Raw genomic sequence first — 21,016 nt, 5'->3', positions numbered from 1 at the left:
CCATTTTGCTTGCAAATCACGGAAGTGTTTCAAAAGCATGTTTTGCCCTTCATCGGGCATCCGGGAATGGCCACTCCTCTTCTGGGATGGCAATCTCAGAATGCACGAGTCGATTGACTTCTGATGACCCTCGCTTTGTTGCTTGCCCTGCTGGGATCACTCGTCGCCATGGGCGTGATCGTTAAGCGTCTTGAGAACAACGGATGAAACGCATGATCAGAGTTCCCAGGATTTCCCTGCTGCTCGCCGGTTTGTTCAGCGTTGCTGTTCCATCTCCTGCCTGGGCTGAGGTGCTGAGAGTTGGCGTCAGTGGTGCACCACCTTTCGTGATGCCAAAGGGTGAACCGATTCAGGGGATCAGCATTCAGATCTGGGAAGAGGTGGCGGACCGTCTTAATCAGCCCTACGAATTGATCTTTCAGCCGAATACGGAGGCCAATCTGTCGGCTCTGGAAAAGGGCGATCTGGATCTTGCGGTCGGTCCGATCAGCATCACCCCCGACCGACTGGCGAACCCCAGGATTGATTTCACCCAGCCCTACTTTCATGGCAGGGAGGGACTGATGATTCCCGTGAAACCTCCTGGGTTGTGGGCGAGATTCAGACCCTTTTTCGGCTGGGCGGCCCTGTCATCGCTCGGTGGTTTGATGATCCTTCTGTTCCTGGTGGGCAATCTCATCTGGCTTGCTGAGCGCCGCCGCAATACTGAGCACTTCCCACGTCAGTACCTGCATGGCGTGGGAAATGGCATGTGGTTCGCCCTGGTGACGCTCACAACAGTCGGTTATGGGGATCGATCTCCCACGACCAGAACCGGTCGCACCATTGCTGGCATCTGGATGCTGATGTCGCTGCTGGCGCTGTCCTCGATCACGGCAGGCCTGGCTTCGGCATTCACAGTGTCGTTGTCGAGGCTGGAGCCCTCTGCCATTCAGGACCGTTCCGATCTGCGCGGCAAGACCGTGTCTGTGGTGGCCGGGACCACCAGTGGAACCTGGGCAAAAATCTACGGAGCCAAGGCGCGGGAATCCGTAAGTCTTGAGAAGGCCATTGAGCTGTTGTCGCAAGGCGAGGTGGCGGCCGTGCTGTTTGATGAGGCCCCTCTGCGTTATTACCTTCAGCAGAAACCGGAAGCACCGTTCAAGATGGCGCCGTTTGCACTGGCGAATCAGACCTATGGATTCGTGATTCCCATGAACAGTGCCTTGCGAACACCCATTGATGTTGAGCTTTTGCAGATGCAGCGAAGCGGGGATGTCAAGTCGATCACTGATCGTCTGCTGCAGTGATGGCGAACGCTTGGTGATGCATGGCTTCACCTGAGAGTTCTGTGTCGGCGTAATCCGTCTTCGATCAGAAAGTTGGCCAGGCTGCTGCAGCTGCGCCCCTCGGCAAGCGCTTGCTGCTTGAGGCGTTGCATGACTCCTCCGGCAAGAGTCACATTGAGTCGTTCCGACTCTGCAGCCTCAGCGACCTGGGCGGCTGTGACCTCAGCGGACTCGAGCTGCAGCTGCTCCTGCAGCTCTTGCAGCAATCCTTCCAAGAATGACACGATTTCGTGCTTGTATCGTATCTAAAACGTACCGTATTGGCGCCTGGCTCTGTGGCGTAACCTGACCCGGATTCTTGTTCTGTCTGGATGGAGACCCTGCCCCTTGAGCTGGAGCCCGGTCAGGACCTCCATCTGGTCCTGTCTGAGCTGGCGATGCAGCAACAGCTCAGTGGATTTGTTCTCGGGGTGGTCGGCAATCTGTCCCAGGCCACGTTTCGCTGTCCTGGCCAACAACAGCCCACACGGATGAGCGGGGAACTCGAGGTCATCACACTGAATGGAACCTTCTCTCCATCAGGTGTTCATCTTCATCTCAGCCTTTCGGACGGCGCCTGTCAGGTGTGGGGAGGACATCTTGAGCCAGGCACTGTTGTTCTTAAGGGTGCCCAGCTGCTTCTCGGTCTCAGCGGTCTTCCCACTGCTCAGATCATTCAGCAGCCTGTTCAGGAGCCTGCCCAGTTGGCTGAGCGTGTCGAGCTGGCGGTGCTTCCAGGATGCCCATGGAGTCTTCGGGCCAGGCAGCTTTTGGAGAGGCTTTCCATCCCCCATCGCCTGGAAACCATCGAAACTGACGAACGCTTCGAGGCCTTCCGGCAACGCAGCGGCATGAACACCTTTCCCCAGATCTTCATTGATGGAGAGGTTGTTGGGGGGTATGACGATCTCGCTGAACTCTCATTGCAGCCTGAGTTTCGGGCGTTAGGGCAAGGGGCATCAGCCCGATAGTGAATCGTTTGCTCAGCTGCGCAGACTGAGGGCAGCCCCAGCGACCCGCTTGATTCAGAGCTTTCGAAACCGCCTGTTCGGATGGTTGATGACTATCGCCGACCGAATCCATCACAGCCTCCTGAAATTGAGTCTGGACATTGATCCAGAGGACGACTGGCTGCTGGATGTTGAGACCTCTGACCTGCCAGACAGCTGGATTTGATCTCTGCCGTTACGTGAAGGCGGTTGATCGAATCGTGTTGAATGATCGTGACATCTGCCAGTCCATGGCCAATTACTGGGTCATCTACCTGCAGCACTGGGGCATTAACGCCAGCGCGTCGGCGTTGATAGCTTCCGTTGAAAGAGGATTGCTCCAAGTACCTCATAGATGGCAGGTTTGGATGATTGATTAAGCTTTGGTTGTCTCTGCTCAACTACGTTCAATCGCGGCAATAAATGAAACCTTCTTCTCGGCTTTTTGGCAATTGAAGAGGTGAAGAACTTCTGTTATTGCCAAGACTGTTTGTGTTTGATTGACTCTTGGCAGTTGTTCCATTGATAGCAATTAACTGACACCCACTGCTCTACGTTTTCGAGGCCGTATCGGGTAACTGTTATAATCTTAATGTGTTGTGCACTCTGCATGACATTCACATGAATAAATGCATATCCCTTTGTATTCCTGTAGTAGCAGTCAGTATGTGTCTCTCCGGATATTTCTTCAAGTTCATTCACTGCAAGATCATTCCAAAAGTCATCTGAAGAAATCATAAATCCAGCCGCTTCGCAATCGCTAGAACTGCATCGAAGTCGGCCGCAGCTTTGAGGCTTTCTTGCAGGCTGGAGTCGTCTTTGACTTTTTCCAGGGAGGCTTTGAGTCGTTCTTCTGTGATTAATGGTCAGGCACCATAAGGAGTCATTGCATCAGTCTGTTGCGGAGTCTTTTGCTGATTCTCAATGTGCTTCATCGTAACTGAAATCAGAGGCAAATTTGTTGGTATTTGGGTTTACAAGCTATAAATTAACATGCGGCATTTCTAGTGGCAATTGTCTGTAAAACACCAAATGCAGCCAGTGTTGTTGCGAGTATCAAAACCACCAGCCACGCTCTCTAGCTCCTCGTTACTCAGTCGCTGAGTCAACTTGTCAGCAGTGAATTCATAGCCCTCTTTTTTAGCAATACACACGACTTCTTCAGAGGACTTAGCTGATTTTAGTTTTGCTTGAAGCGTGGAATCATCTTTGACCTTCTCTAGAAAGGCTTTGAGTTGTTCCTCTGACATGGCTATCGGGAGTCTTTAACGGTTATAGCAACAATAATTTGAAGTGTCTTTGGTTGGCATTTAATCCGCCTAATCGTGCCAGCTATTGAATGCTGATTCGTAGGCTTTTGGGGTAATTGAACAAATAAAATACCTTTTGGGACTTTGCAATATGTAGGCTTTCTCTATCAGTCGGTTATATATCGGTAAGCACAACACATGGCACATAAGTCACAGAACAAGCAGATCTATGATTGCATCTTTGGCAGTTCCCACCAGCCGCGCCTTCCAGCTCTTCTTCTGAAAGCTCTGATTGAGCTCTCTTCAAGTCATCAGCAGAAATACTAAACCCAGCATCTTTGGCAATCGCAAGAACTGCGTCAACATCGGCAGCAGCTTTAAGCTTCTCTTGCAGGTTGTCGTCTCCTTGCACTTTCCCAATAAAGGCTTTCAACTGCTCTTCTGACAAAGCTTTCAGGAGTCTTTAATGGTTATAGCAATAATGTCTTGAAGTGTCTTTGGCTAATATTTACTGCGCTTAATCGTTCCAGATATTGGAGGCTAATTTGTGGCTGTTTGGGGTGATTGAAGAAATAAAAAACCCTTGAGGTTTTGCAATGAGTAGGCTTAAGCTCTAAATAAACTAGCACACGACGCAGCAGTCATCTTTCTTGATTAGGCTTAAAGAAGTACACGTTTCCATTGTCTTAAAACCCCCAGCCACATTTTCAAGCTCTTCTTCAGAAATCTCTGGTTGAGCGTTCTTCAAATCATCAGCAGAAAACACAAAACCAGCCTCTTTCGCAATTGCAAGAGCTGCGTCAACATCAGCGGTTATTTTGAGCTTTTCCTGAAGGCTGATGTCTACTTTGACCTTTTCTAGGAAGGCTTTGAGTTGTTCTTCTGACATGGTTATCGGGTCGGTGAAGCATTTATAGCAATGGTCTGCTGCAGTGTCTTTGATTAATACTTACTGCGCTCAATTGTGCCAGGTATTGAAGGCTGATTGTTGGTCTTTTTAGATGTGATTGAAGCAATAAAAAAATAACTTACGTCAGCAAAAGGCTTGATAAGTAGTATCACAAAACTGGAGGAGTCAACATACGCCGACCCCGTAACCATGCAGGCTTGAAAAGCTCCTTGGCAAGATTTCCAGAGTTACAGGGCTTGACCTATCCCAGATAAAAGCTCAAATACCAGACCAGTAGCTCCCAGACAGCAGCCGGCTGCAGCCAGGCCTTCCAGCTCCTCTTCAGAAATCTCTGATTGGGCCTTCTTAAATTCCTCAGCTGAAATCATAAATCCAGCTTCTTTTGCAATCGCAGTAATAGCATCGGCATCTACAGCTGCTTTGAGCTTCTCCTGCAGGCTGGTGTCTGCTTTGACCTTCTCTAAAAAGGCTTTGAGTTGTTTTTCTGACATAGGTATCAGGAGTCTTTAACGGTTATAGCAATGGTCTGCTGCAGCGTCTTTAGCTAATACTTACTGCGCTCAATCGTGCCAGGTATTGGAGGCTGATTGATGGTGGGTATGGGGTGATTGAAGAAATAAAAACCCCTGCCGTTGCAGGGGCTTTGATGAGTAGGCTCAGAATCCATCACCAAATACAGAATCAGCAACATCCATTAGAACACCACCCCGTGACAACAGTAAGGGCAATCAAACAGCCACCACCAGCCGCGCCTTCCAGCTCCCCGTCAGAAATCTCTGATTGCTTAAACCCAGCCTCTTTCAAGTCGTCAACAGAAACACTAAACCCAGCCTCTTTCGCAATCGCAAGAACTGCATCAGCATCCGAAGCGGCTTTCAGCTTCTCCTGAAGGCTGGTGTCTGCTTTGACCTTCTCCAGGAAGGCTTTGAGTTGCTCTTCTGACATTGCTTGCATCAAGTCTGTTGAGTAGTTGTAGCAACGGTCTTCTGCAGCAACTTTGGTTAATGCTTACTCCGCTCAATCGTGCCAGATATTGATGGACGGTATGGGCGGTTATTAGAGCTAATAAAGAAATAAAAAGCCCGTGCTATTGAAGGAGCTCTGGTGAATCAGGCTTATAATATCCAGTTATCTGGGATTCGGATCCAGTTTTCGCGCCCTTTTACTCGCATTCGGATCATCCATTCACAACTCGTCAGTAGCATAGTGACCGAGTAGTTTTCCGGTGATTTTCCGGACAGTGACCGGATTGTTTTCGACCGGATTGTGGTTTTTATTCCCCCCCCCAGTAACCGACGCTAATTCGTCTTCAGACAAATCGACTATTTTTGATTTGTAGGCTTCTAGCAACTCCTGTGAGGTTACTTTGTATCCCGCATCAGCGGCGGCTTTTACTGCATTTTCTGGAGTTGTGGCGCTAGTCATAGCCTGCCACAATTCTGGATTGCTACTAAGAGCAACCATCAGCTCATCAATCGCAGCCATTGCACGAGAAGGTATGGGTCTGTTCAGCAGTCATAGCAACGGTCTCCTGCAGTGTCTTTGACTGACAATTACTGCGCACAATCGTGCCAGGTATCGGATGCTATTTGGGTCTGATTGATGGTGGGTATGGGGTGATTGAAGAAATAAAAACCCCTGCGGCGGCAGGGGCTTTGGAATGAGTAGGCTTTTAGGCTTTTTCAGCGGGTCTGAACGTGGCAGAACCGACGGCACCAGGCAGAACAGCCCTCCCGCCCCGTAAACCCGTGGCACCAGCCCCAGGAATTCCCTCCAGCCGCGCCTTCTAACTCCTCCTCAGAAATCTCTGATTGAGCCTTCTTCAAATCGTGAGCAGAAATACTAAACCCAGCTTCTTTTGCGATCGCAGCAACAGCATCATTATCAGCCGCTGCTTTTAATCTTTCCTGAAGACTGGTGTCTGCTTTGACCTTCTCTAGGAATGCCTTGAGTTGTTCTTCTGACATGGGTGATTGGCCAGTACAAAAGTCATAGCACTGATCTGAATCACCACATAGGCGGGCAACGCTGCCAGCCGCCTGACTCCCCCGTTCGGGTAGACCACATCAACGCAATAAAAACCCCGCACTTGGCGGGGAAATTGATGATTAGCGGTTTAAAAAAACATCTATCGCATACCTTGGATTCGTGGAATCGCATACCTTGGATCCGTGAAGCGGTCGATCAAATAAGGCTCTCCTGGCTCTGGTTCCACTTCGTCAAAACCTCCACAGATTTTTTCAAGAACGTCGTCCGTCAGGTCGATGGTTTCAAATTGAGTGTTTTGTGCTGTCATGATTTAACAAGTGAGTTTGGTGTGAGACATGTGGTGGGGTGTTTCCCCTCGACTCCTTCAAGGTCACAGCCCTTCTGGTGAACCCCACTATGCAGCTCTGGTGCAGACCCCAATAGGTTCTGGTGAGCAACTGGTGAATCGCTTAGAACTCAGCCACCACCTTTTGGAGATTGTTTTCATCTGTCTGATAACTGCTCAACTGCGCTCAATCGTGCCAGGCATTGAATGCCTTCTATGAGCTTATAGAATAATTAATTAAATCAAGACCCTTAACGTTTGCATTTGCTTTGGTGTGCAGGCTTGTCACTCTCACAGCTTAGGGTGTCTAATATCTTCATCTACACTACGTCCGACCAAAGAATTGAAATGCATGTCAATCACTCTGACTTTTCTATAACTCCAGAGTCACGCTCTTCTAATCAACGCACGGACCACACATTACTGTTTTAGTCCATAACCCTCCAACAGCCAGGCCTTCTAGCTCATCTTCGCTGAGCTGACTTAGCTTATCAGCGCTAAATTTGTGCCCATATTTTTTAGCGATAGACACAACTTCGTCAGGTGACTTAGCTGCTTTTAGTTTTTCTTGAAGGATTGAGTCGCCTTTGACTTTGGCAAGGAAAGCTTTGAGTTGCTTTTCTGGCATGGGTGGCAGGTCTGTTCAGTAGTCATAGCAACGATGTGCCACAGAGGCTTTAGTTTACAATTACTGAGCTCAATCGTGTTAGGGATTGCGGGCTGCTTTGTGAGATTTTAGTTGAAACTGAAGTAATAAAAAGCTCCTGTCATTGCAGGAGTTGGTGTTTAAGCTGAAAAATCTTCTAGCAAAGGTTGTCAGCTTAAGGTATCAGCAGATATCACAAGCAGATGTATACCATGTATGATTTATACCCCCAGCCGCGCCTTCCAGTTCCTCATCAGAACGCTTTGATTGAGCGTTCTTCAAATCATCAGCAGAAAATACAAAACCAGCCTCTTTCGCAATTGCAAGAGCTGCGTCAACATCAGCGGCTGTTTTGAGCTTTTCCTGAAGGCTGGTGTCTGCTTTGACCTTTTCTAGGAAGGCTTTGAGTTGTTCTTCTGACACGAGTGGCAGGTCTTTACAGCAGTCATAGCAACGATTTGCTGCAGTGACTTTGGCTAATATTTACTGCGCTCAATCGTGCTAGGTATTGAAGGCTGAATGATGGGCTCTTTGGGGTGATTGAAAGAGTAAAAGCCCCCGCAGTGACATAGGCTCTTATGAGTTAACTTCTATAACCATCTCAACTCATCTACAACCCTGTCTGCATGTAAACGCCCCAGGTATCAGTGATCCCCCACCAGCCGCACCTTCCAGATCTTTTTCTGAAAGTTTTGATTGAGCCTTATTGAGGCCATCAACATAGATGACAAATCCTGCTTCTTTAGCAATTGTAGCAACAGCATTGACACCAGCTGCGGCTTTGAGCCTTTCCTGAAGGCTGTTGTTGCCTTTGGCGTTAGTCAGGAAAACTGTGAGTTGTTGTTGTGTCATGGTTCTAAGCCGTGAGTGCTTGGGGGTGAAGCCCCCTGGACTCCTTCAAGGTCACAGCCCTTCTGGTGAGCCCAACTACACAGCGCTGGTGGAGAAACTCAAAGGTTCTAGTGAATCTCTGGTGATCCGCATTGATGCAGGTAGCCAGACAGCAAAAACCCCGCTCGTGGCGGGGTGTGATTGGTGTGAGTTTGTTTTGTCAGGCGTATGTGCCAACGACGATTTTCGTCGGAAGTAGGTTATTTGAAGTAAGGCATCATCACTCTTGCAAACTGCTCATCAGAAATAGAAACCCCATCGCAATCAGGTGTTAAGAATGGAACTGTAGCTTGTACGGCTGCTTGGCCATTAGGTGATGTTGTTGCCCACTGATAGGCAGGTTTACGGTCGGGATCTTCATTGACATATTGACCAGCCCAACCGTCTACTGTTTCTTGCGTAGCCATTCCGGTATTGACAATGCACTGTCCGGCTGCAAGAAAACCAATCATCTCTTGCTTGCGAGCAAGCTCTGATTCTGTTGCTTGTGCTGATAAACCAGTGCAGACGATCGTTGCTACTGCAGTAATGATTGAGAGCTTTGTCTTTATCAATGTTTTGAAAATTGTAGGGAAGTGATCAAGATAAATTGCTGAAGTCATCATGGCGTTAAGTAGTGGAAGTGTGGGGGTGCCGCCCTCTTGACTCCTTCAAGATCACAGCTCTACTGGTGAACCCCACTACACAGCTATGGTGCAGCACCCAAGAAGTTATGGTGAGCTTCTGGTGAATAGCTCAGACCCATTGCTTGACTAGGTTTAGCACTACAAACTAGCCACCGCAACGATGCGCAGCAGCGTATTTGGTTAATACTTAGTGTGCTCACTCGTGTTAGGTATTGAAGACTGATTCTTGAGTTTAGTCAGGCTATTCAACTAATAAAAACCACCTGTGATGGTAGGGGTTTTGATGAGATAACTTCAATCAAATACCTCATCCCAGAGTCTCAACACCTCTTACATGCGTCACATGACATTGTTGTTGGAAAGTTCCAGCCGCCTCCAGCCGTGGCTTCCAGTTCCTCATCTGAAAGTTCTGATTGAGCTTTCTTCAAGAAGTCAACAGAAATCATAAAACCTGCATGTTTCGCAATCGCAATAAAAGCATCAATATCATCAGCTGCTTTGATCTTCTCCTGAAGGCTTTGAGTCATTCATCTGACATGGGTAACGGGAGTCTTGAGCGGTTATAGCAATGGTTTGTATCACCACCTAGGCGGGTAACGCTTCCAGCCTTTCAGCGACGGGAACTTACCCTTAACTTACAATTACTGCGCTCAATCGTGCCAGGTATTGGAGGCAGGTTTACGCGAATGGACCGGCTATTAAAGAAATTAACCCCCTACCATTGCAAACAGTTTTTGTGCGTATGCTGTTCAAGCATTACCTACAACCGTGGCAATTCGTTGAACCTTACCATCGTGGTAATTAACCTTGGCAATTCTTATGCTGCGGTGACATCGAAAGGCGAACCCGTCATGGCCCCCAACCTGCTCTCCAGGAGCCCTCGCCACCACTCGTGCCTTCCAGTTCTTCATCAGTAATCTTCGATTGAGCGCTTTTCAAGTTATCATCAGAGATACTAAAACCTGCTTCTTTTGCAATGGCAGCTACAGCATTGGTATCAGCCGCTGCTTTGAGCTGCTCCTGAAGGTTTGTGTTGGCTTTGGCGTTAGCCAGAAAAGCTGTAAGTTGTTCTTGAGTCATGGTTCTAAGGAATGAATGTTTGGTGGCTTTGCCCCCTCGACTCCTTCAAGATCACAGCCCTTCTGGTGAACCCCACTACACAGCTCTGGTGTAGACCCTGCGAGTTTCTGGTGAGCCTCTGGTGAATAGCTCAGAACCAAGTCAACACATAGTTGGGCAACGGTTTACCTGCCTGATTACTGCTCAACTGAGCTCAACAGTAAAAAAAATTGGATCAATTACCGGCTCTGCTATCGCGCTGATATCTGCACTGTTTACGTGGATTTTGGTGCATCTGATATGGCAGGTGCCCTCAAATCGCCTGAGCGTTCTAGGCATGAAGCTTGCGCTTTTGCCCTGCGCCTACATGGTCTTGGGCGGCTCTCTGATGCGAAAACCCGGTTAAGAAAGATTCGCAGATGTCTCGATCTCGTCCACTCAGATTGCGATTAACTTGCGATCCGCTTTCTGTCGTGAGGGTGGTCTCTCACCGGCGTGGGAGACCATCCGCTCCGTGTTCCTGTGGGTCAGCATCAGTTCGAATGTGGAAGTTCCGGGAGTTCGATGCATAACTGCTCAACCTCATGTCGCAGTGCATTGATGCGGTCCAGGGGTGTGAGTACGCTACGACCTGGGGGCCAGAGTTGATCGCTGTCGAGGTCAGAGGCCAATGCCTCTTCCTCCATGGCTTCGATCAGTTCAGCGAGCTGGGCACGCGCTTCCAGCCATTTGGTGATGCTCAAGATGTTGAGGAGCCTGAGGCGATCGATGGAATTGAAACCTAGCCAGCTTCATGACGCTGGTCAGGTTTGAAACAAAGTGATGGAACAGATCGAATGAGGCTCATGTGCGCTTCTGCCTGAGTTGCTGTGCTCCTATGAGTTAAAGGTGAGAGGTCGACTCCAGGTGAACTCCCTGAACTTCATTTGTGTTCGTTCTCCAGTCGTATTTTCGTTCTATTATAGTTTGACTAGTCGTTTGTCGACTAAATAAGTAATAACAATTTGGAACAGATTGCTGAAACGGAGGGTTAAATGCAAAAAACGTGATTGAAAAGACTCGCTTGTTTGCTTTGTGTGCTGTCGACGTGGATTAACAGTGGTTGAATTGTGTTGCCTTTGAGGTGCTTGCCACTGTCTTCGGATCGATGGATTGGAAGGGTCCTTGCATCAGTTGTGCGCTGATGATCAGCTGCGTCTACCCGGCAAACTGTGAGTCTTCAACTGGTGTGTCTGGACCTTCAAGTGGATGTGCCAGGCAGCCGTGAAGCCATTGCTATGAACTGGTGGTGTACAGCTCCGTTGCCAAGGAGCGCTTGAGAGCCTGCGGTGTCTGATACTCCTCAACCGGATCTCTGGGCCGAAAAACCCTGGTGGTGTCAGCCGTGGACGATCATCCTTACCGGCGTTCTCGCCATCTCAGGTAGTTGGTTGGTGCTGCATCGGTTGTGGGTCACCATCCCAGTTTCGGCCATCATTCTGATCTGGTGGATCCTGTTTCTGGTGATCGCTCCTGCTGCCTACAACAATCAGTCGCGTTGAGCGCTTCTGAATCGTTGTTTCTCTTCCATCAGCTCAGCTTCGAGCTGTTCAATCAGTTTGGTCACCAGGGCCTGAAATTCAGGCTGGCAGCCGCGAAAGGCCGCCTTGTGCCGGATCGGCTCGTTGCGCATGCGCAGATCGGTCAGCATCAACTGAAGGGCGTCGATTCTGGCGTTGCTGTTCAAGGCTTCAGCCTGCAGGCGAGGCGAGGTTATGACATCGCCTCCCTCATCAACTAGAAGCGCAGAGTGGTTTTTACAAGAGCCCCTAGCTGGCTCAGTTGCTGGCCTTCGGGAGTGTCAGCCCCCAGAGGTCTGCTTAGAAAAAACACAGCCGGTGTGACCGTGATGGCATCAGTCACAGGCAGCATCGTCCACCACTCCATCGCATAGCCAGCATCGTCAGGGCTTGTTCCACCAACCAGGGCTGTGGCAATGATCGGCTGACCGACCGCTGCTCCCATCGCTGCCCCGGTGTCGAACAGATCGCTCCACTGAACCGCCACTGTCCATGACTGGGAAATGGCGACGAGACCATTGTGTTCAACTCCTTTGCGGTAGCGCGTGCTGTTCCATCCCCAGCCGAGACTCACAGAGGGAAACCAGCCATCGACAGGTGGTTGCCAATAACCGCTGAGCGCGGTGCTTGTGGTCATTCCAGGTTGTTCGTAGCTGCGAAGGGTGTATGGACTGGCGTAATCAATGATTCCGAAACCATTTTCGATCGCCACCAATGCCGCAGCGATACCCCAGTTCTGTTGTGCGTATCCGAGCTGTAATGTGCTGCTGCTCCCGGATTCCTCTCCAATCAGCCCGGAACCATCGGCGCCTTCGTGCCCCTTTGAGGCGATGTAATTCGCACTGATGCTGAGCGGACCTCTCTGCCAGATCACGCCGCCACCAGCTCCGAGATTGCTGCTGTACGCCCCAGAGGCACCGGACTGTGTGAACAGGTCCAGCACAGTGTCCTCGGGATAAACGCTTGGTCGTATCCCCAGCATGACGGTCTGATTCACCCTGCTGCCCAGCGTGAAGGTCCAGTCCTGGCTTAGTGGAAACTGGTACCAGGCACGGTTGATCCCGATCAGATCGGGAGTGCGACTCTGTTGAAAGGCCACTTCCAGTTCGGAGAGTTTGCTGGGTCCACCCCCTCCGAAACTGTCGCTGGTTGTATCGAGATTTCCACCCCGCAACCGGATATTGAGCAGGTCTTTTCCGGTAAAGCTGGTGCGCAGAGTCAATTTCTGGTCGTATCCGGATTCCAGAGCTCCATAGCCGCTGCGGGCAGAGTTCAGGAGATCTCCCTCTGTTCCAGAAAAGACGTTGCCTCCGAGGATGAAAGTGCTCACTCCACGCAAGTGCGTGGTTGGAGCAAAAGAGAGGTTCTCCAGCTCATTGGTTCGTTGCTCAACCCCCTCGAGCTGCAAGTTGAGCGTGGTTAGTTCAGCTTCAAGCTCGCTTAGAAGACGTCTCAGCGGATCGGAGATGCTGTTTGCCTTCTCCAGGCAATGCTGAAGAACAGCTGCGGCCTGGTAGCGATCTCGCAGAAGCTGCGCCGATTGGCAATCGGCTTTTCGAAACAGCTCCTGCAGCAGTGGGGTGACCGGTTTTGATGATTGCTCGATTTGTTGAGGCTGGGCAATACCTGAGAGAGCCTGAGTCGCAACCATCACCGCAAATGTTGCAGTGCGGATCCAGTGTTGTGATTTGAGACAGCTCACAGCTCAGGAGGTGACTGAGTCCAGCAGCCAAATGCAAAGCAGACCAATGAAAAAAGCCACATTGACGGGACCCGAATCATCCTCTCCGCCTGCATGGGCTTCCTTCATCACCTCTTCCACCACCAGGTAGATCAGAGCAGCGGTACCGAAAGCGAGTGTGCCGGTCAGGGCAGGTCCCTGCAACCCATTGGTGATCACCAGGCTGATGCTGAGACCCATCACATAGGTGAGAGCCATCAGGACACCTGAGACTCCGCTTCGCCAGCGACCTGCGCCACGTCCAAGCAGAGTCCCGAGTCCGAGAGTCGCCAATCCCATTTCGAGGGCAACGGCTACGGGAATCACCCACTGCTGCTCTGCCGCATTGCTGCTGATACCCACCACAAGCCCGTCGATCAGGCTGTCAACGAGAAAGGGCAACATCAGCAGCAGCATCGGCCGTGGTCGACTTTGTTCAGCGCTTTCATCGGGGTCCTCCAGGACCGCATTAATCACCAGCAACAGTGAGAAGCCGAGGCAGAAACCTATGGCCAGAGCCAATGGGTGACCGCTATCGCTGGCAGCCGGCATCAGATCCGCAGCTGCGATGCCAAGGACCAGACCGCCCACAAGATGGGCAACAACACCTCGAAAGCGTTTGCCAGGTCTGATGCGACTGCCGAGCAGACCGCCGAAGGCCATGCTGATGGCCGGGAGGATCAGAAGCACATCAGCCTCGAGAGCACAACATCGGACAGTGTCATCCTGGCAAGACCTGTCTGTACCCACCGGCCTGCACAACAGTCAATGGAGTGTCGAACAGTTTGGAAAGTCTGGGTCCGGTGAGTATGTCTTCGGCTGAGCCATCAAGGTTAACGAGACAGTCCTGCAGGCCCACAACTCTCTGAATCTCGGGAATGATGGCATCCACCTGGTGCGTCACCAGCACCAGAGTGGTTCCTTGCTGACACAAACCCCGCATGATTCTCAACAACTTGTGTCTTGCGCGCAGATCCAGAGCATTGGTTGGTTCATCCAGCACAAGCACTTCCGGTTCATGCACCAGTGCTCTGGCAATCAAAAGACGTCTCCTCTGGCCTTCAGACAGCTGCCCATAGTTCTCGTCAGCCAGACCGTCAAGATCCATGCTCTTGAGCAATGTTTCAGTGCGCGACCTCTGTTCAGCTGTGGGTGTTCTGTCCCTGCCAAGACCGATGGCACCGAAGAAAGCTGCCAGCAACAGCTCCCGGCCCGTGAGCGAAGCGGGGATGCGTTGTTCCACTTCGTTGCTGACGACCCCAAGTCGTTGGCGCAGTGTCCAGAGATTGACCGTCTCAGATCCGAACAAGCGCAGATGCGATCCCGGTTTGACCACCGGGTAAAGACTGCGGCTGATCAACTTCACCAGTGTGGTCTTGCCAGCACCGTTGGGACCGAGCACAGCCGTTGACTCTCCACTTCGGAGACGAAGCGTGAGGTCTTTGACAACCTGATGACCATTGATCCAGGCCTCAATGGCCTGACAATCCAGCCAGGCTGAACCTGTATCTTTTGCCTGATCAAGCTCCATCGGTTGATTCTTCCAGTGTCTATGGTTGGATAGGATTGAGACTCATTGCAGTGCAGGTGATTACAGTTTCAGTGAGCAAGTGGTCACTACGACGTAGCACCCAGGAAGTGACCGGTTGACGAGCGCCTAGACGCGGCCATAGTATTTTTGTACTACCGCCAAGTAGGCATGCAAGAGGGTTGGCTCATTGATAACAACAGCTACTGGAGCGTGCGCTTTCATCGCGACCAGAAGAGCTGGATTAGAGACCCATATGTCTTCGTCGATCACGGACGGAGGATGCCCAATGGAGAGCCAGCACTCCTGAAAAGCCGTAGATATTTGCGGCTTGATGAGGCCACATTGCTGTGGAAGGACCTTCGCTCCTACGGATGGCAAGTGACAGCACCTGTCTGGGGTGAAGACGTAGATGTTTAGGGAAAAATCCCACGACTCATTCTTTTGTAGAAAACTTCTGCCTAACAAGCAGGAAGACGGCACGTATCCGTTACTAATCCGTGTCTTATCCGAGTGCCTAGTTTCACTACCGTTTATTTGCAGTGCACTCAACAGCTGTACCCCAATGAGTCGCGCTTACTTGTTGGTGCTGACTGCTGCTTCCCTTATTGCTCAACGCTAGTTGCCTCTTTGGTTAATCCTTGTGAGGCACAAGTATTATCGATTGTTATTAGCGTCGACACACCGCTAATTGTTTGTCAATTGATATTAGTTTTCATTATCAATTATTACACAGCCACGGTATATTCGTTAAGAACGCAGTGGAATACACGAATGTAATACCTTGGCTCTTTAAGAACCTCAAATTATTTGAAGAATAATCTTTGAGTTCTTTTCATATATAGCTGACTGTATGTCTCCTTCGCTTATTGGTAGTACAAACTAACCATTAAGTCCAGAACTTGCTGGTATCAACCTTGTGTTTGCGACCTTGCGGTGCTGGCTGCCTCAGTCGTTTGCCGACGTGACCTAGTTGTTTCTTTGCTTCAGCTCGCTCTTCACAAGCACGGTCCATTAGTTTCTTCTCAAGCTCTGCTTCCATCGCTGCGTGGTCGATTGGCTCGGGCTTCTCGTCTGTTAATCCATAAGCATCAAACTTATTCTGCTTGATATCTCTGATTGACTTGGGCAGTCGTGCGTTCTTTCGCTTCGGCTTTAAGAATGCGTGTGCTTCTATCCAGTCCTTTCGGCTCATCTGTCCGTCAATGGACGGTGTGTCTAGGAACTCTTCATCCGACAGCTGCTCAGTCACAGGCTTGTATCTCTCCGTTTCATACTCTTCTGTGTAGCCCAGTAGTTCCCAAAGCTTTGTTGCTTCTTCTCTTAATGCAAGTACTTCATCTTGAGTGAGATTTTGAACCTTGCTGCTATCGCTCATCAGGCTTACGACCTTCTCAGCTTCTACGTAATTGATTGCGCCTTGCCTTCTCTGCTGACTTATCTTCATGAATTCCGTGCTTCTAGCCTGTAGTTCAGCGGCACTGAACACTTTCTGTTTCGGTGGTCTTCCTCTTTTTCTCTTGCTTGTATTGCTAGCAGTCATAAGTATTTGCCTTGCTATTACTAGTGTACTCTGTTTGTTAACTAATCAGTAATAGCAAAGCGTTAGAATAGGTAAATGATTAGCAGTTAGTTGTGATGTTTGATCTCTTTGATATCGGTAACATTGGCTTTGATGATGCAGCGCTGTTGATGGCTGCTCAAGAAGGTGTGCATCCCATGTATGACACGGGCTTGTATGCCGGTGACCCACTTGCTGCTGATGCTGTTGTTGATGTCGAATCTATTAACGAAACCATCAGCAAGGAGAACGCCAAGCGCAAGGAAGCTAAGGGCGGTGCCCTTGTCAGACAGGAAGGTAATTACAAGCGTATGGGTGGTGAAGCACGGCGTATGCGTAACGATGAACGTGTAGCTCATCAGCTCATTCAAGAGAAGCTGGGTCATATGGACCTGGGACGTTTCGGCAGGCGTGCTGCTATTGGTGCTGCTCTTGCTGGTACTGGTGGATTGGCTGTCAATTATCTACAGAGTGATGACCAAGGAGGATTAACTGATAATCCTTATTCTCAAGCAGCTCTCGGCACTGCAATGGGATTAGGTGCTGGCGGTTTGACAGGTTTCTACACAACACCTGCGCAGCAAACACTTTCGATTGGCAATCAACCTCAAGCAGTACGCGTACGACCTCTCGACCAGGTCGAACAGCTTGGTGCTGCCAGACGTAGGGGTTTAAGAGGTGCGGCTATTGGTGCAACTGGTGGTGCGTTGCTTGCTCTTGCAAACCAACTGCGTAACAACGACCCTGGGCAACAGAACACCTACGTCTGATTCTTAATCACTATGTAGTGTGATTTCTGTAGACGTTCTCAATAAGCACCGGTCTTCTCGGTGTTATCTGGGATCTGTTGGAGTCAACTTCCACAGAGCATCATTTAGGTGGTAGATGGAATTGGTAGTCGTCTCTAGCCTGTGAATATGAAATATCCCCTACTCCTTGGTGTTCTACTCCTCTCAGCAGCACCTGCCGTTGCTGACGACTTTATTTATTTGAAGTGTAATGTCGAAATGACTCGCACTTATGAGTTTCCATTTAGGGATCAAGTCGATGTGGAGGAGAATTCACTAGTTGAATACTATAAAGTTGATACAGCCAATAGCAGGATGATGATGGCAAATACGGCTGAATGGGCGGAAGCAAATATTGTCGATGGTGTTGTTATTCATAATTTCGATATTGTCGAAGATGGTTTTACTCTCAAAGGCTACTCATCCATGCAGATCTCTCCTCCTGGAGTAGTGGATATGGATACCACAACTTCCAATGATGAAGTATCAATGAGAGTGGTTGTAAAAGGTTCCTGCCAAAGCTCAGCTGCTTCAGCCTTTCAGAAGGCATTGGAAAACCCAAAGCCTTCAGTGTTTGAACAGCATTCAAGCGATGAATGATCCAACCCTCGTTGATTAGTCATCTTTTGCTTCGGCTAAGGCTCTAAACCATTCTCTGAGTTCTTTTGGGGTTCTGACTCCTATCCGTGTAAGACCTTTGACCAGTTGCTTGCATTCACGCGGAGAGAGGTAGATCTCGGTCTCTATCTGGACCAGTTCCTCATACAAGCTTCTTTGCTCGTCAGTGAGGTCTTTATACCAATGCCAGTCGGTAAGCACACCGATACCTCATATCGCTAACAGCATCGGATCTGGATTCAAATCTGTGATCCCCCATTCGGGCCATTTTGGGGATGCTCTAGTGACTTTTCTCACCGTTTCTCTTCACTCTTCTGATATTTCTATAGGTCATCAGGCGATAAGAGCTGGGTGTCAGTCGGTCACTTGAGTCCAATGGTGGAATGACCAAACCATTCAGTACCAATCCAAGATTGGCGGGCTGGGTTCCTTCTCCCCAACAGATCAAGACCATTGAGGAGGCACGGCACCTCCTCGGCCTGGTGCCTGAAGAAGATGGTGATGCCACTAACCGCCTGCGGGTCAACACCCTGAATGTTTATTCACGGCTCCATCCAGAGCTGACTGACTCCCAGCAATTGATCGAAGACGCTTTTGAATTTCTGGCGAAGCAAGTCGATCAGCGGCGCCGAAGTAAGACCAAAAGAAACCCCCGCCAAAGGCAGGGGTTTTGAAAACTCTGCGGGAGTGTGTCCTTGTTTCCACCCCGTGAGCTTTTCTCCTCACCTTTGGATTTCATTGACTAGCTACCGGTATGCAACCAGTTGTAACCAGTGAGGTGAACGGCACAAGCTTGGGCTATACCTGAGTCAGTTGGTTTTCTCCTCACCGAGATACCCAACTCCTCACACCCCCGAGACCCGACAGACGTCCGGGTCTTTTTTATGCGGCATTTGCATTGCCTTTGCAAAAGATAGTGGCAATTTTTATATTTTCGGAGTCACCTAAAGCGTGACACTGATGAGGTGCTGAGGAAGGGCGGAGCCTTCCTCTTTTTTATTGGGCTGACTTCTTCACTAACAACAAAGCCCCAGCACACGTATGTGTCGGGGCTCAGTCTGTATTTGAGAGCTGCATCTACTCTCTGCTTTCGAGATTACTTATTCTGCCCGTAGGCTATGTCAGTGGAAAGCTCATACAGCTGACAGGTTTATTCTACTAGATAGTCATCGGGACTTGCATTAATCAATAACGTCTGCAAGCCCCTTCGGCTGTGGTTACAAACTTTGGAAACACCGTGCTCTGCGTTCTCATAAAACCAAACTTCCCCCCTTCATTTCTGAATATCGTGAACTCTGTTTTTGTGTTCATTATATGCTCCCAAAGTTCAAGTCCCTCCCAACGTCCGGATGCATCCCGGTCAAAGATGGCAGGACGCCAAGGACCCCAAGGACCCCAATCATCTCCTTCGATAGGCTCGCGAAACTTCACATTCCCGTTTGGTTCATCGACTTCGACCATCAACCGGATCTCGGCCTTCTCTCGCGGGGGTTGATTGCCTGCCGCATAAGTAAATGTGGTGAAGCCTTTCGCTTCGCACCAGAAGAACTCACCCCCAGCCCTCTGAGCATTTGCATTTAATAGAGGATTCGCAAGAGCTATTGCCAGGAGAGAGACGCTAGATGTAATCGCTGAACGAAGCATTGTCTTTGCTCTCGCAGACAGGAGCTACAGTAGATTACTCCATCAGGTAATCATCATGATTTGTGTAATCAACGATCTGCTCATCTGGATTACAGTGAACTAGCTTTGCTGAACCTAGTGTTGATGCGTTGGTTAGTGCAGTTATGAAGACAGCACAAGCCATATCAATACTGGATCTGTCGGCATTCGTGTGTTGAGTAAGTAGAGCATCGAGTGCTCGCATTGAATCAACTGTTGCAGCAATCGCAAAGCTTGGATCTTTATTCAAGACATCAGACAGGTGTGTGACTAGTTCTTGAACTGCTTGTGAGCCAGTGCGCAGCTGTAGCTCTTTATAGAGGTGCTTGTCATTCATTTTTAATACTCCAGGTTCTCATTTACTTGTGGTTGATTCTGTGGTCTCTTAAACACTCGTGCTGACTTACTTCTTCCTGTCTCGTCTTTGATGCTGGTGACGGACTTGCTCCATCCCCTGGCACGCATCAGTTCAGAGACACGCCTGCTGTGGGTCAGCTCCTGCATATGTGGTGGGACCTGCAGCACACACCGAATGACCTCTCCAATCGAGACCTTGTTCCGTGTTGCCAAGAACTCATCAAGCAGGACTTCGATTGGGTCTTCAATCCGGTACTGCATTGTGTGCTCATGGACTTGCTCGTACTCAGCGCGGGTCCAGGTGCAGCTTGTGCCTTGCTCAATCTCTTCAAGAGCCTTGGCCCATAGACCATCACGGTTCGCTTGTACCCACAGGAAGTCGATGGTCTCTCCTTCAGGTACGGAGATCATGAAGGTGCGTCGGCTTTCAACATCAGTAATGAACTCAGTGCGGTTGGTGTTGCCGTAGAACACAAAGGCACGAGGCACACGCTCAGGGTGAGGTGCGTATGGCAGACGAGTGACGTCCTCCCTGATGCTGATCAGGTTCTTCATCTTCTCTCTGTCGCTCTTACGTCCGCAGGTCATCGAGTCCACCTCGGCTAGTTCATTGAGCCAGCTCATCTGCATGCGGCTGGGCTCTTTCACCAGAAGGTCAACGTCGCTGCTGAGTTCGCCGTACCAATCAGAGCTAGGGATGAGTGACCGACCGAACGCGCTCTTGCCAATCCCTTGAGCACCGCAGATGATCATCAGCCAATCCATCACGCACCCTGGTTGAAGAGGGCGTTTGGCAGCACCGACCATCCATTTGCGGAAGATCTCGACAGCGAGTGGTCCGTCAGTCTTGAAGACACGCTTGGTGATTTCTTTCCAGCTCATCGACAAGGCACGACCACGGCAGCTCTCCAGATACTCGACAACAGGATCGACTTGGTTGGCTGCGAGTAGGTACTCAACAGCAGAGCGAGCGTGCTCTCCCCGCATGCTTTCGCCAAGGACTTCACCAATTAAGTGATGAACGTTCTTGATCTGGGATGCAGACAGCACCTTCACTCCAAGCTTCTTCTTGTCTCTATAGATGCTTGCTTGCCTACGGATATCAAACCCAAGGCCAGGCAAAGCACGGAGAACCATTTCCCTGTGCTCCTTCTGCTGCTTGGCAATGATTGACGCATCATTCGTTGACCCAACAGGACGCCCTCTCTTGGCTTGCTTCCTTGTTTGCGTC

General features: G+C 49.9%; 30 protein-coding genes. 7 read left to right on the top strand and 23 right to left on the bottom strand.

Features of this window, described 5'->3' with window-relative positions; genetic code table 11:
- Positions 1-212 precede the first annotated feature (212 nt).
- Positions 213-1,289, top strand: coding sequence for a transporter substrate-binding domain-containing protein (locus SynBIOSE41_RS09840; protein ID WP_186541066.1), 1,077 nt, complete (start codon positions 213-215; stop codon positions 1,287-1,289).
- A 26-nt stretch (positions 1,290-1,315) separates the two neighbouring features.
- On the opposite strand, the gene SynBIOSE41_RS09835 is transcribed toward SynBIOSE41_RS09840, so the two are convergent.
- Positions 1,316-1,552, bottom strand: coding sequence for a CopG family transcriptional regulator (locus SynBIOSE41_RS09835; RefSeq protein ID WP_066905514.1), 237 nt, complete (start codon positions 1,550-1,552; stop codon positions 1,316-1,318).
- An 87-nt stretch (positions 1,553-1,639) separates the two neighbouring features.
- Between SynBIOSE41_RS09835 and SynBIOSE41_RS09830 the strand changes: the two genes are divergently transcribed.
- Positions 1,640-2,278, top strand: coding sequence for a PCC domain-containing protein (locus SynBIOSE41_RS09830; RefSeq protein WP_186537688.1), 639 nt, complete (start codon positions 1,640-1,642; stop codon positions 2,276-2,278).
- Positions 2,279-3,030: 752 nt separating this feature from the next.
- Here the strand turns inward: SynBIOSE41_RS09830 and SynBIOSE41_RS18370 are convergent.
- The 15 genes from SynBIOSE41_RS18370 to SynBIOSE41_RS09755 all read right to left on the bottom strand — a co-directional run bounded on the left by SynBIOSE41_RS18370 (position 3,031) and on the right by SynBIOSE41_RS09755 (position 10,735).
- Positions 3,031-3,102: a hypothetical protein gene (locus SynBIOSE41_RS18370; protein ID WP_370594235.1), complete on the bottom strand. Its 72-nt coding sequence runs from the start codon at positions 3,100-3,102 to the stop codon at positions 3,031-3,033.
- Between the two features lie 198 nt (positions 3,103-3,300).
- Positions 3,301-3,546: a Nif11-like leader peptide family natural product precursor gene (locus tag SynBIOSE41_RS09820; protein WP_186537687.1), complete on the bottom strand. Its 246-nt coding sequence runs from the start codon at positions 3,544-3,546 to the stop codon at positions 3,301-3,303.
- Positions 3,547-3,721: 175 nt separating this feature from the next.
- The gene (locus tag SynBIOSE41_RS09815) at positions 3,722-3,994 is read right to left on the bottom strand and encodes a Nif11-like leader peptide family natural product precursor (protein ID WP_186537686.1); all 273 of its coding nucleotides are present in this window, start codon (positions 3,992-3,994) and stop codon (positions 3,722-3,724) included.
- 174 nt (positions 3,995-4,168) lie between these two features.
- Entirely contained in the window at positions 4,169-4,435 is a 267-nt protein-coding gene (locus SynBIOSE41_RS09810; protein ID WP_186537685.1) for a Nif11-like leader peptide family natural product precursor, read from the bottom strand.
- Between the two features lie 248 nt (positions 4,436-4,683).
- Positions 4,684-4,947 carry a Nif11-like leader peptide family natural product precursor gene (locus tag SynBIOSE41_RS09805; RefSeq protein ID WP_186537684.1) on the bottom strand — a complete coding sequence of 88 codons (264 nt, stop codon included), beginning with the start codon at positions 4,945-4,947 and terminating at the stop codon, positions 4,684-4,686.
- 190 nt (positions 4,948-5,137) lie between these two features.
- Positions 5,138-5,401, bottom strand: coding sequence for a Nif11-like leader peptide family natural product precursor (locus tag SynBIOSE41_RS09800; protein WP_186537683.1), 264 nt, complete (start codon positions 5,399-5,401; stop codon positions 5,138-5,140).
- A gap of 240 nt (positions 5,402-5,641) precedes the next feature.
- A complete protein-coding gene (locus SynBIOSE41_RS09795) occupies positions 5,642-5,941 on the bottom strand; it encodes a Nif11-like leader peptide family RiPP precursor (RefSeq protein ID WP_186537682.1) in 300 nt (99 codons plus the stop codon).
- A gap of 197 nt (positions 5,942-6,138) precedes the next feature.
- The gene (locus SynBIOSE41_RS09790; RefSeq protein WP_186537681.1) at positions 6,139-6,423 is read right to left on the bottom strand and encodes a Nif11-like leader peptide family natural product precursor; all 285 of its coding nucleotides are present in this window, start codon (positions 6,421-6,423) and stop codon (positions 6,139-6,141) included.
- A gap of 744 nt (positions 6,424-7,167) precedes the next feature.
- On the bottom strand, positions 7,168-7,398 hold the full coding sequence (locus tag SynBIOSE41_RS09785) for a Nif11-like leader peptide family natural product precursor (protein WP_186537680.1): 231 nt from the start codon (positions 7,396-7,398) through the stop codon (positions 7,168-7,170).
- A gap of 201 nt (positions 7,399-7,599) precedes the next feature.
- Positions 7,600-7,839 (bottom strand): Nif11-like leader peptide family natural product precursor, encoded by a 240-nt coding sequence (locus SynBIOSE41_RS09780; protein ID WP_186537679.1) that lies wholly within the window; start codon positions 7,837-7,839, stop codon positions 7,600-7,602.
- Positions 7,840-8,022: 183 nt separating this feature from the next.
- A complete protein-coding gene (locus SynBIOSE41_RS09775) occupies positions 8,023-8,268 on the bottom strand; it encodes a Nif11-like leader peptide family natural product precursor (protein WP_186537678.1) in 246 nt (81 codons plus the stop codon).
- A gap of 239 nt (positions 8,269-8,507) precedes the next feature.
- Entirely contained in the window at positions 8,508-8,912 is a 405-nt protein-coding gene (locus SynBIOSE41_RS09770) for a hypothetical protein (protein WP_186537677.1), read from the bottom strand.
- Positions 8,913-9,253: 341 nt separating this feature from the next.
- On the bottom strand, positions 9,254-9,460 hold the full coding sequence (locus tag SynBIOSE41_RS09765) for a Nif11-like leader peptide family natural product precursor (protein WP_186537676.1): 207 nt from the start codon (positions 9,458-9,460) through the stop codon (positions 9,254-9,256).
- Between the two features lie 322 nt (positions 9,461-9,782).
- Positions 9,783-10,013, bottom strand: a complete 231-nt coding sequence (locus SynBIOSE41_RS09760) for a Nif11-like leader peptide family natural product precursor (protein ID WP_186537675.1) — start codon at positions 10,011-10,013, stop codon at positions 9,783-9,785.
- Positions 10,014-10,525: 512 nt separating this feature from the next.
- Entirely contained in the window at positions 10,526-10,735 is a 210-nt protein-coding gene (locus SynBIOSE41_RS09755) for a hypothetical protein (protein ID WP_186537674.1), read from the bottom strand.
- A 585-nt stretch (positions 10,736-11,320) separates the two neighbouring features.
- On the opposite strand from SynBIOSE41_RS09755, the gene SynBIOSE41_RS09750 reads away from it, so the two are divergent.
- The gene (locus SynBIOSE41_RS09750) at positions 11,321-11,533 is read left to right on the top strand and encodes a DUF6737 family protein (RefSeq protein WP_186537673.1); all 213 of its coding nucleotides are present in this window, start codon (positions 11,321-11,323) and stop codon (positions 11,531-11,533) included.
- Here SynBIOSE41_RS09750 and SynBIOSE41_RS09745 read toward each other — a convergent pair.
- Genes SynBIOSE41_RS09745 through SynBIOSE41_RS09730 form a run of 4 tightly spaced genes read right to left on the bottom strand, consistent with a single transcriptional unit; the run spans position 11,521 to position 14,802 of the window.
- Entirely contained in the window at positions 11,521-11,718 is a 198-nt protein-coding gene (locus SynBIOSE41_RS09745; protein ID WP_067325407.1) for a hypothetical protein, read from the bottom strand. The two genes, SynBIOSE41_RS09750 and SynBIOSE41_RS09745, sit on opposite strands and share 13 nt — an antisense overlap.
- A gap of 50 nt (positions 11,719-11,768) precedes the next feature.
- Complete coding sequence (locus tag SynBIOSE41_RS09740; protein WP_186537672.1) at positions 11,769-13,202, bottom strand: iron uptake porin; 1,434 nt, start codon at positions 13,200-13,202, stop codon at positions 11,769-11,771.
- A 54-nt stretch (positions 13,203-13,256) separates the two neighbouring features.
- Positions 13,257-13,961, bottom strand: coding sequence for a hypothetical protein (locus tag SynBIOSE41_RS09735; protein ID WP_255475697.1), 705 nt, complete (start codon positions 13,959-13,961; stop codon positions 13,257-13,259).
- Positions 13,962-13,992: 31 nt separating this feature from the next.
- The gene (locus tag SynBIOSE41_RS09730; RefSeq protein ID WP_186537671.1) at positions 13,993-14,802 is read right to left on the bottom strand and encodes an ABC transporter ATP-binding protein; all 810 of its coding nucleotides are present in this window, start codon (positions 14,800-14,802) and stop codon (positions 13,993-13,995) included.
- A gap of 168 nt (positions 14,803-14,970) precedes the next feature.
- On the opposite strand from SynBIOSE41_RS09730, the gene SynBIOSE41_RS09725 reads away from it, so the two are divergent.
- On the top strand, positions 14,971-15,219 hold the full coding sequence (locus SynBIOSE41_RS09725) for a DUF1651 domain-containing protein (protein ID WP_186537670.1): 249 nt from the start codon (positions 14,971-14,973) through the stop codon (positions 15,217-15,219).
- 469 nt (positions 15,220-15,688) lie between these two features.
- Here the strand turns inward: SynBIOSE41_RS09725 and SynBIOSE41_RS09720 are convergent, their stop codons facing one another.
- Complete coding sequence (locus tag SynBIOSE41_RS09720; protein WP_186537669.1) at positions 15,689-16,342, bottom strand: hypothetical protein; 654 nt, start codon at positions 16,340-16,342, stop codon at positions 15,689-15,691.
- A 95-nt stretch (positions 16,343-16,437) separates the two neighbouring features.
- Between SynBIOSE41_RS09720 and SynBIOSE41_RS09715 the strand changes: the two genes are divergently transcribed.
- The 3 genes from SynBIOSE41_RS09715 (at position 16,438) to SynBIOSE41_RS09705 (ending at position 18,440) form a co-directional block, all read left to right on the top strand.
- Positions 16,438-17,130, top strand: a complete 693-nt coding sequence (locus SynBIOSE41_RS09715; RefSeq protein ID WP_186537668.1) for a hypothetical protein — start codon at positions 16,438-16,440, stop codon at positions 17,128-17,130.
- Positions 17,131-17,367: 237 nt separating this feature from the next.
- Positions 17,368-17,748, top strand: a complete 381-nt coding sequence (locus SynBIOSE41_RS09710) for a hypothetical protein (RefSeq protein ID WP_186537667.1) — start codon at positions 17,368-17,370, stop codon at positions 17,746-17,748.
- A 401-nt stretch (positions 17,749-18,149) separates the two neighbouring features.
- Entirely contained in the window at positions 18,150-18,440 is a 291-nt protein-coding gene (locus SynBIOSE41_RS09705) for a hypothetical protein (protein ID WP_186537666.1), read from the top strand.
- Between the two features lie 1,004 nt (positions 18,441-19,444).
- On the opposite strand, the gene SynBIOSE41_RS09700 is transcribed toward SynBIOSE41_RS09705, so the two are convergent.
- Positions 19,445-19,765, bottom strand: a complete 321-nt coding sequence (locus SynBIOSE41_RS09700) for a hypothetical protein (RefSeq protein ID WP_186537665.1) — start codon at positions 19,763-19,765, stop codon at positions 19,445-19,447.
- 2 nt (positions 19,766-19,767) lie between these two features.
- Positions 19,768-20,922: a VapE domain-containing protein gene (locus SynBIOSE41_RS09695; RefSeq protein WP_186537664.1), complete on the bottom strand. Its 1,155-nt coding sequence runs from the start codon at positions 20,920-20,922 to the stop codon at positions 19,768-19,770.
- Positions 20,923-21,016 lie beyond the last annotated feature (94 nt).

The organism is Synechococcus sp. BIOS-E4-1 (assembly GCF_014279995.1).
Lineage (GTDB): Bacteria > Cyanobacteriota > Cyanobacteriia > PCC-6307 > Cyanobiaceae > Synechococcus_C.
The sequence above is the reverse complement of the archived record's forward strand: the minus strand, read 5'-3'. Positions and strand labels throughout refer to the sequence as shown.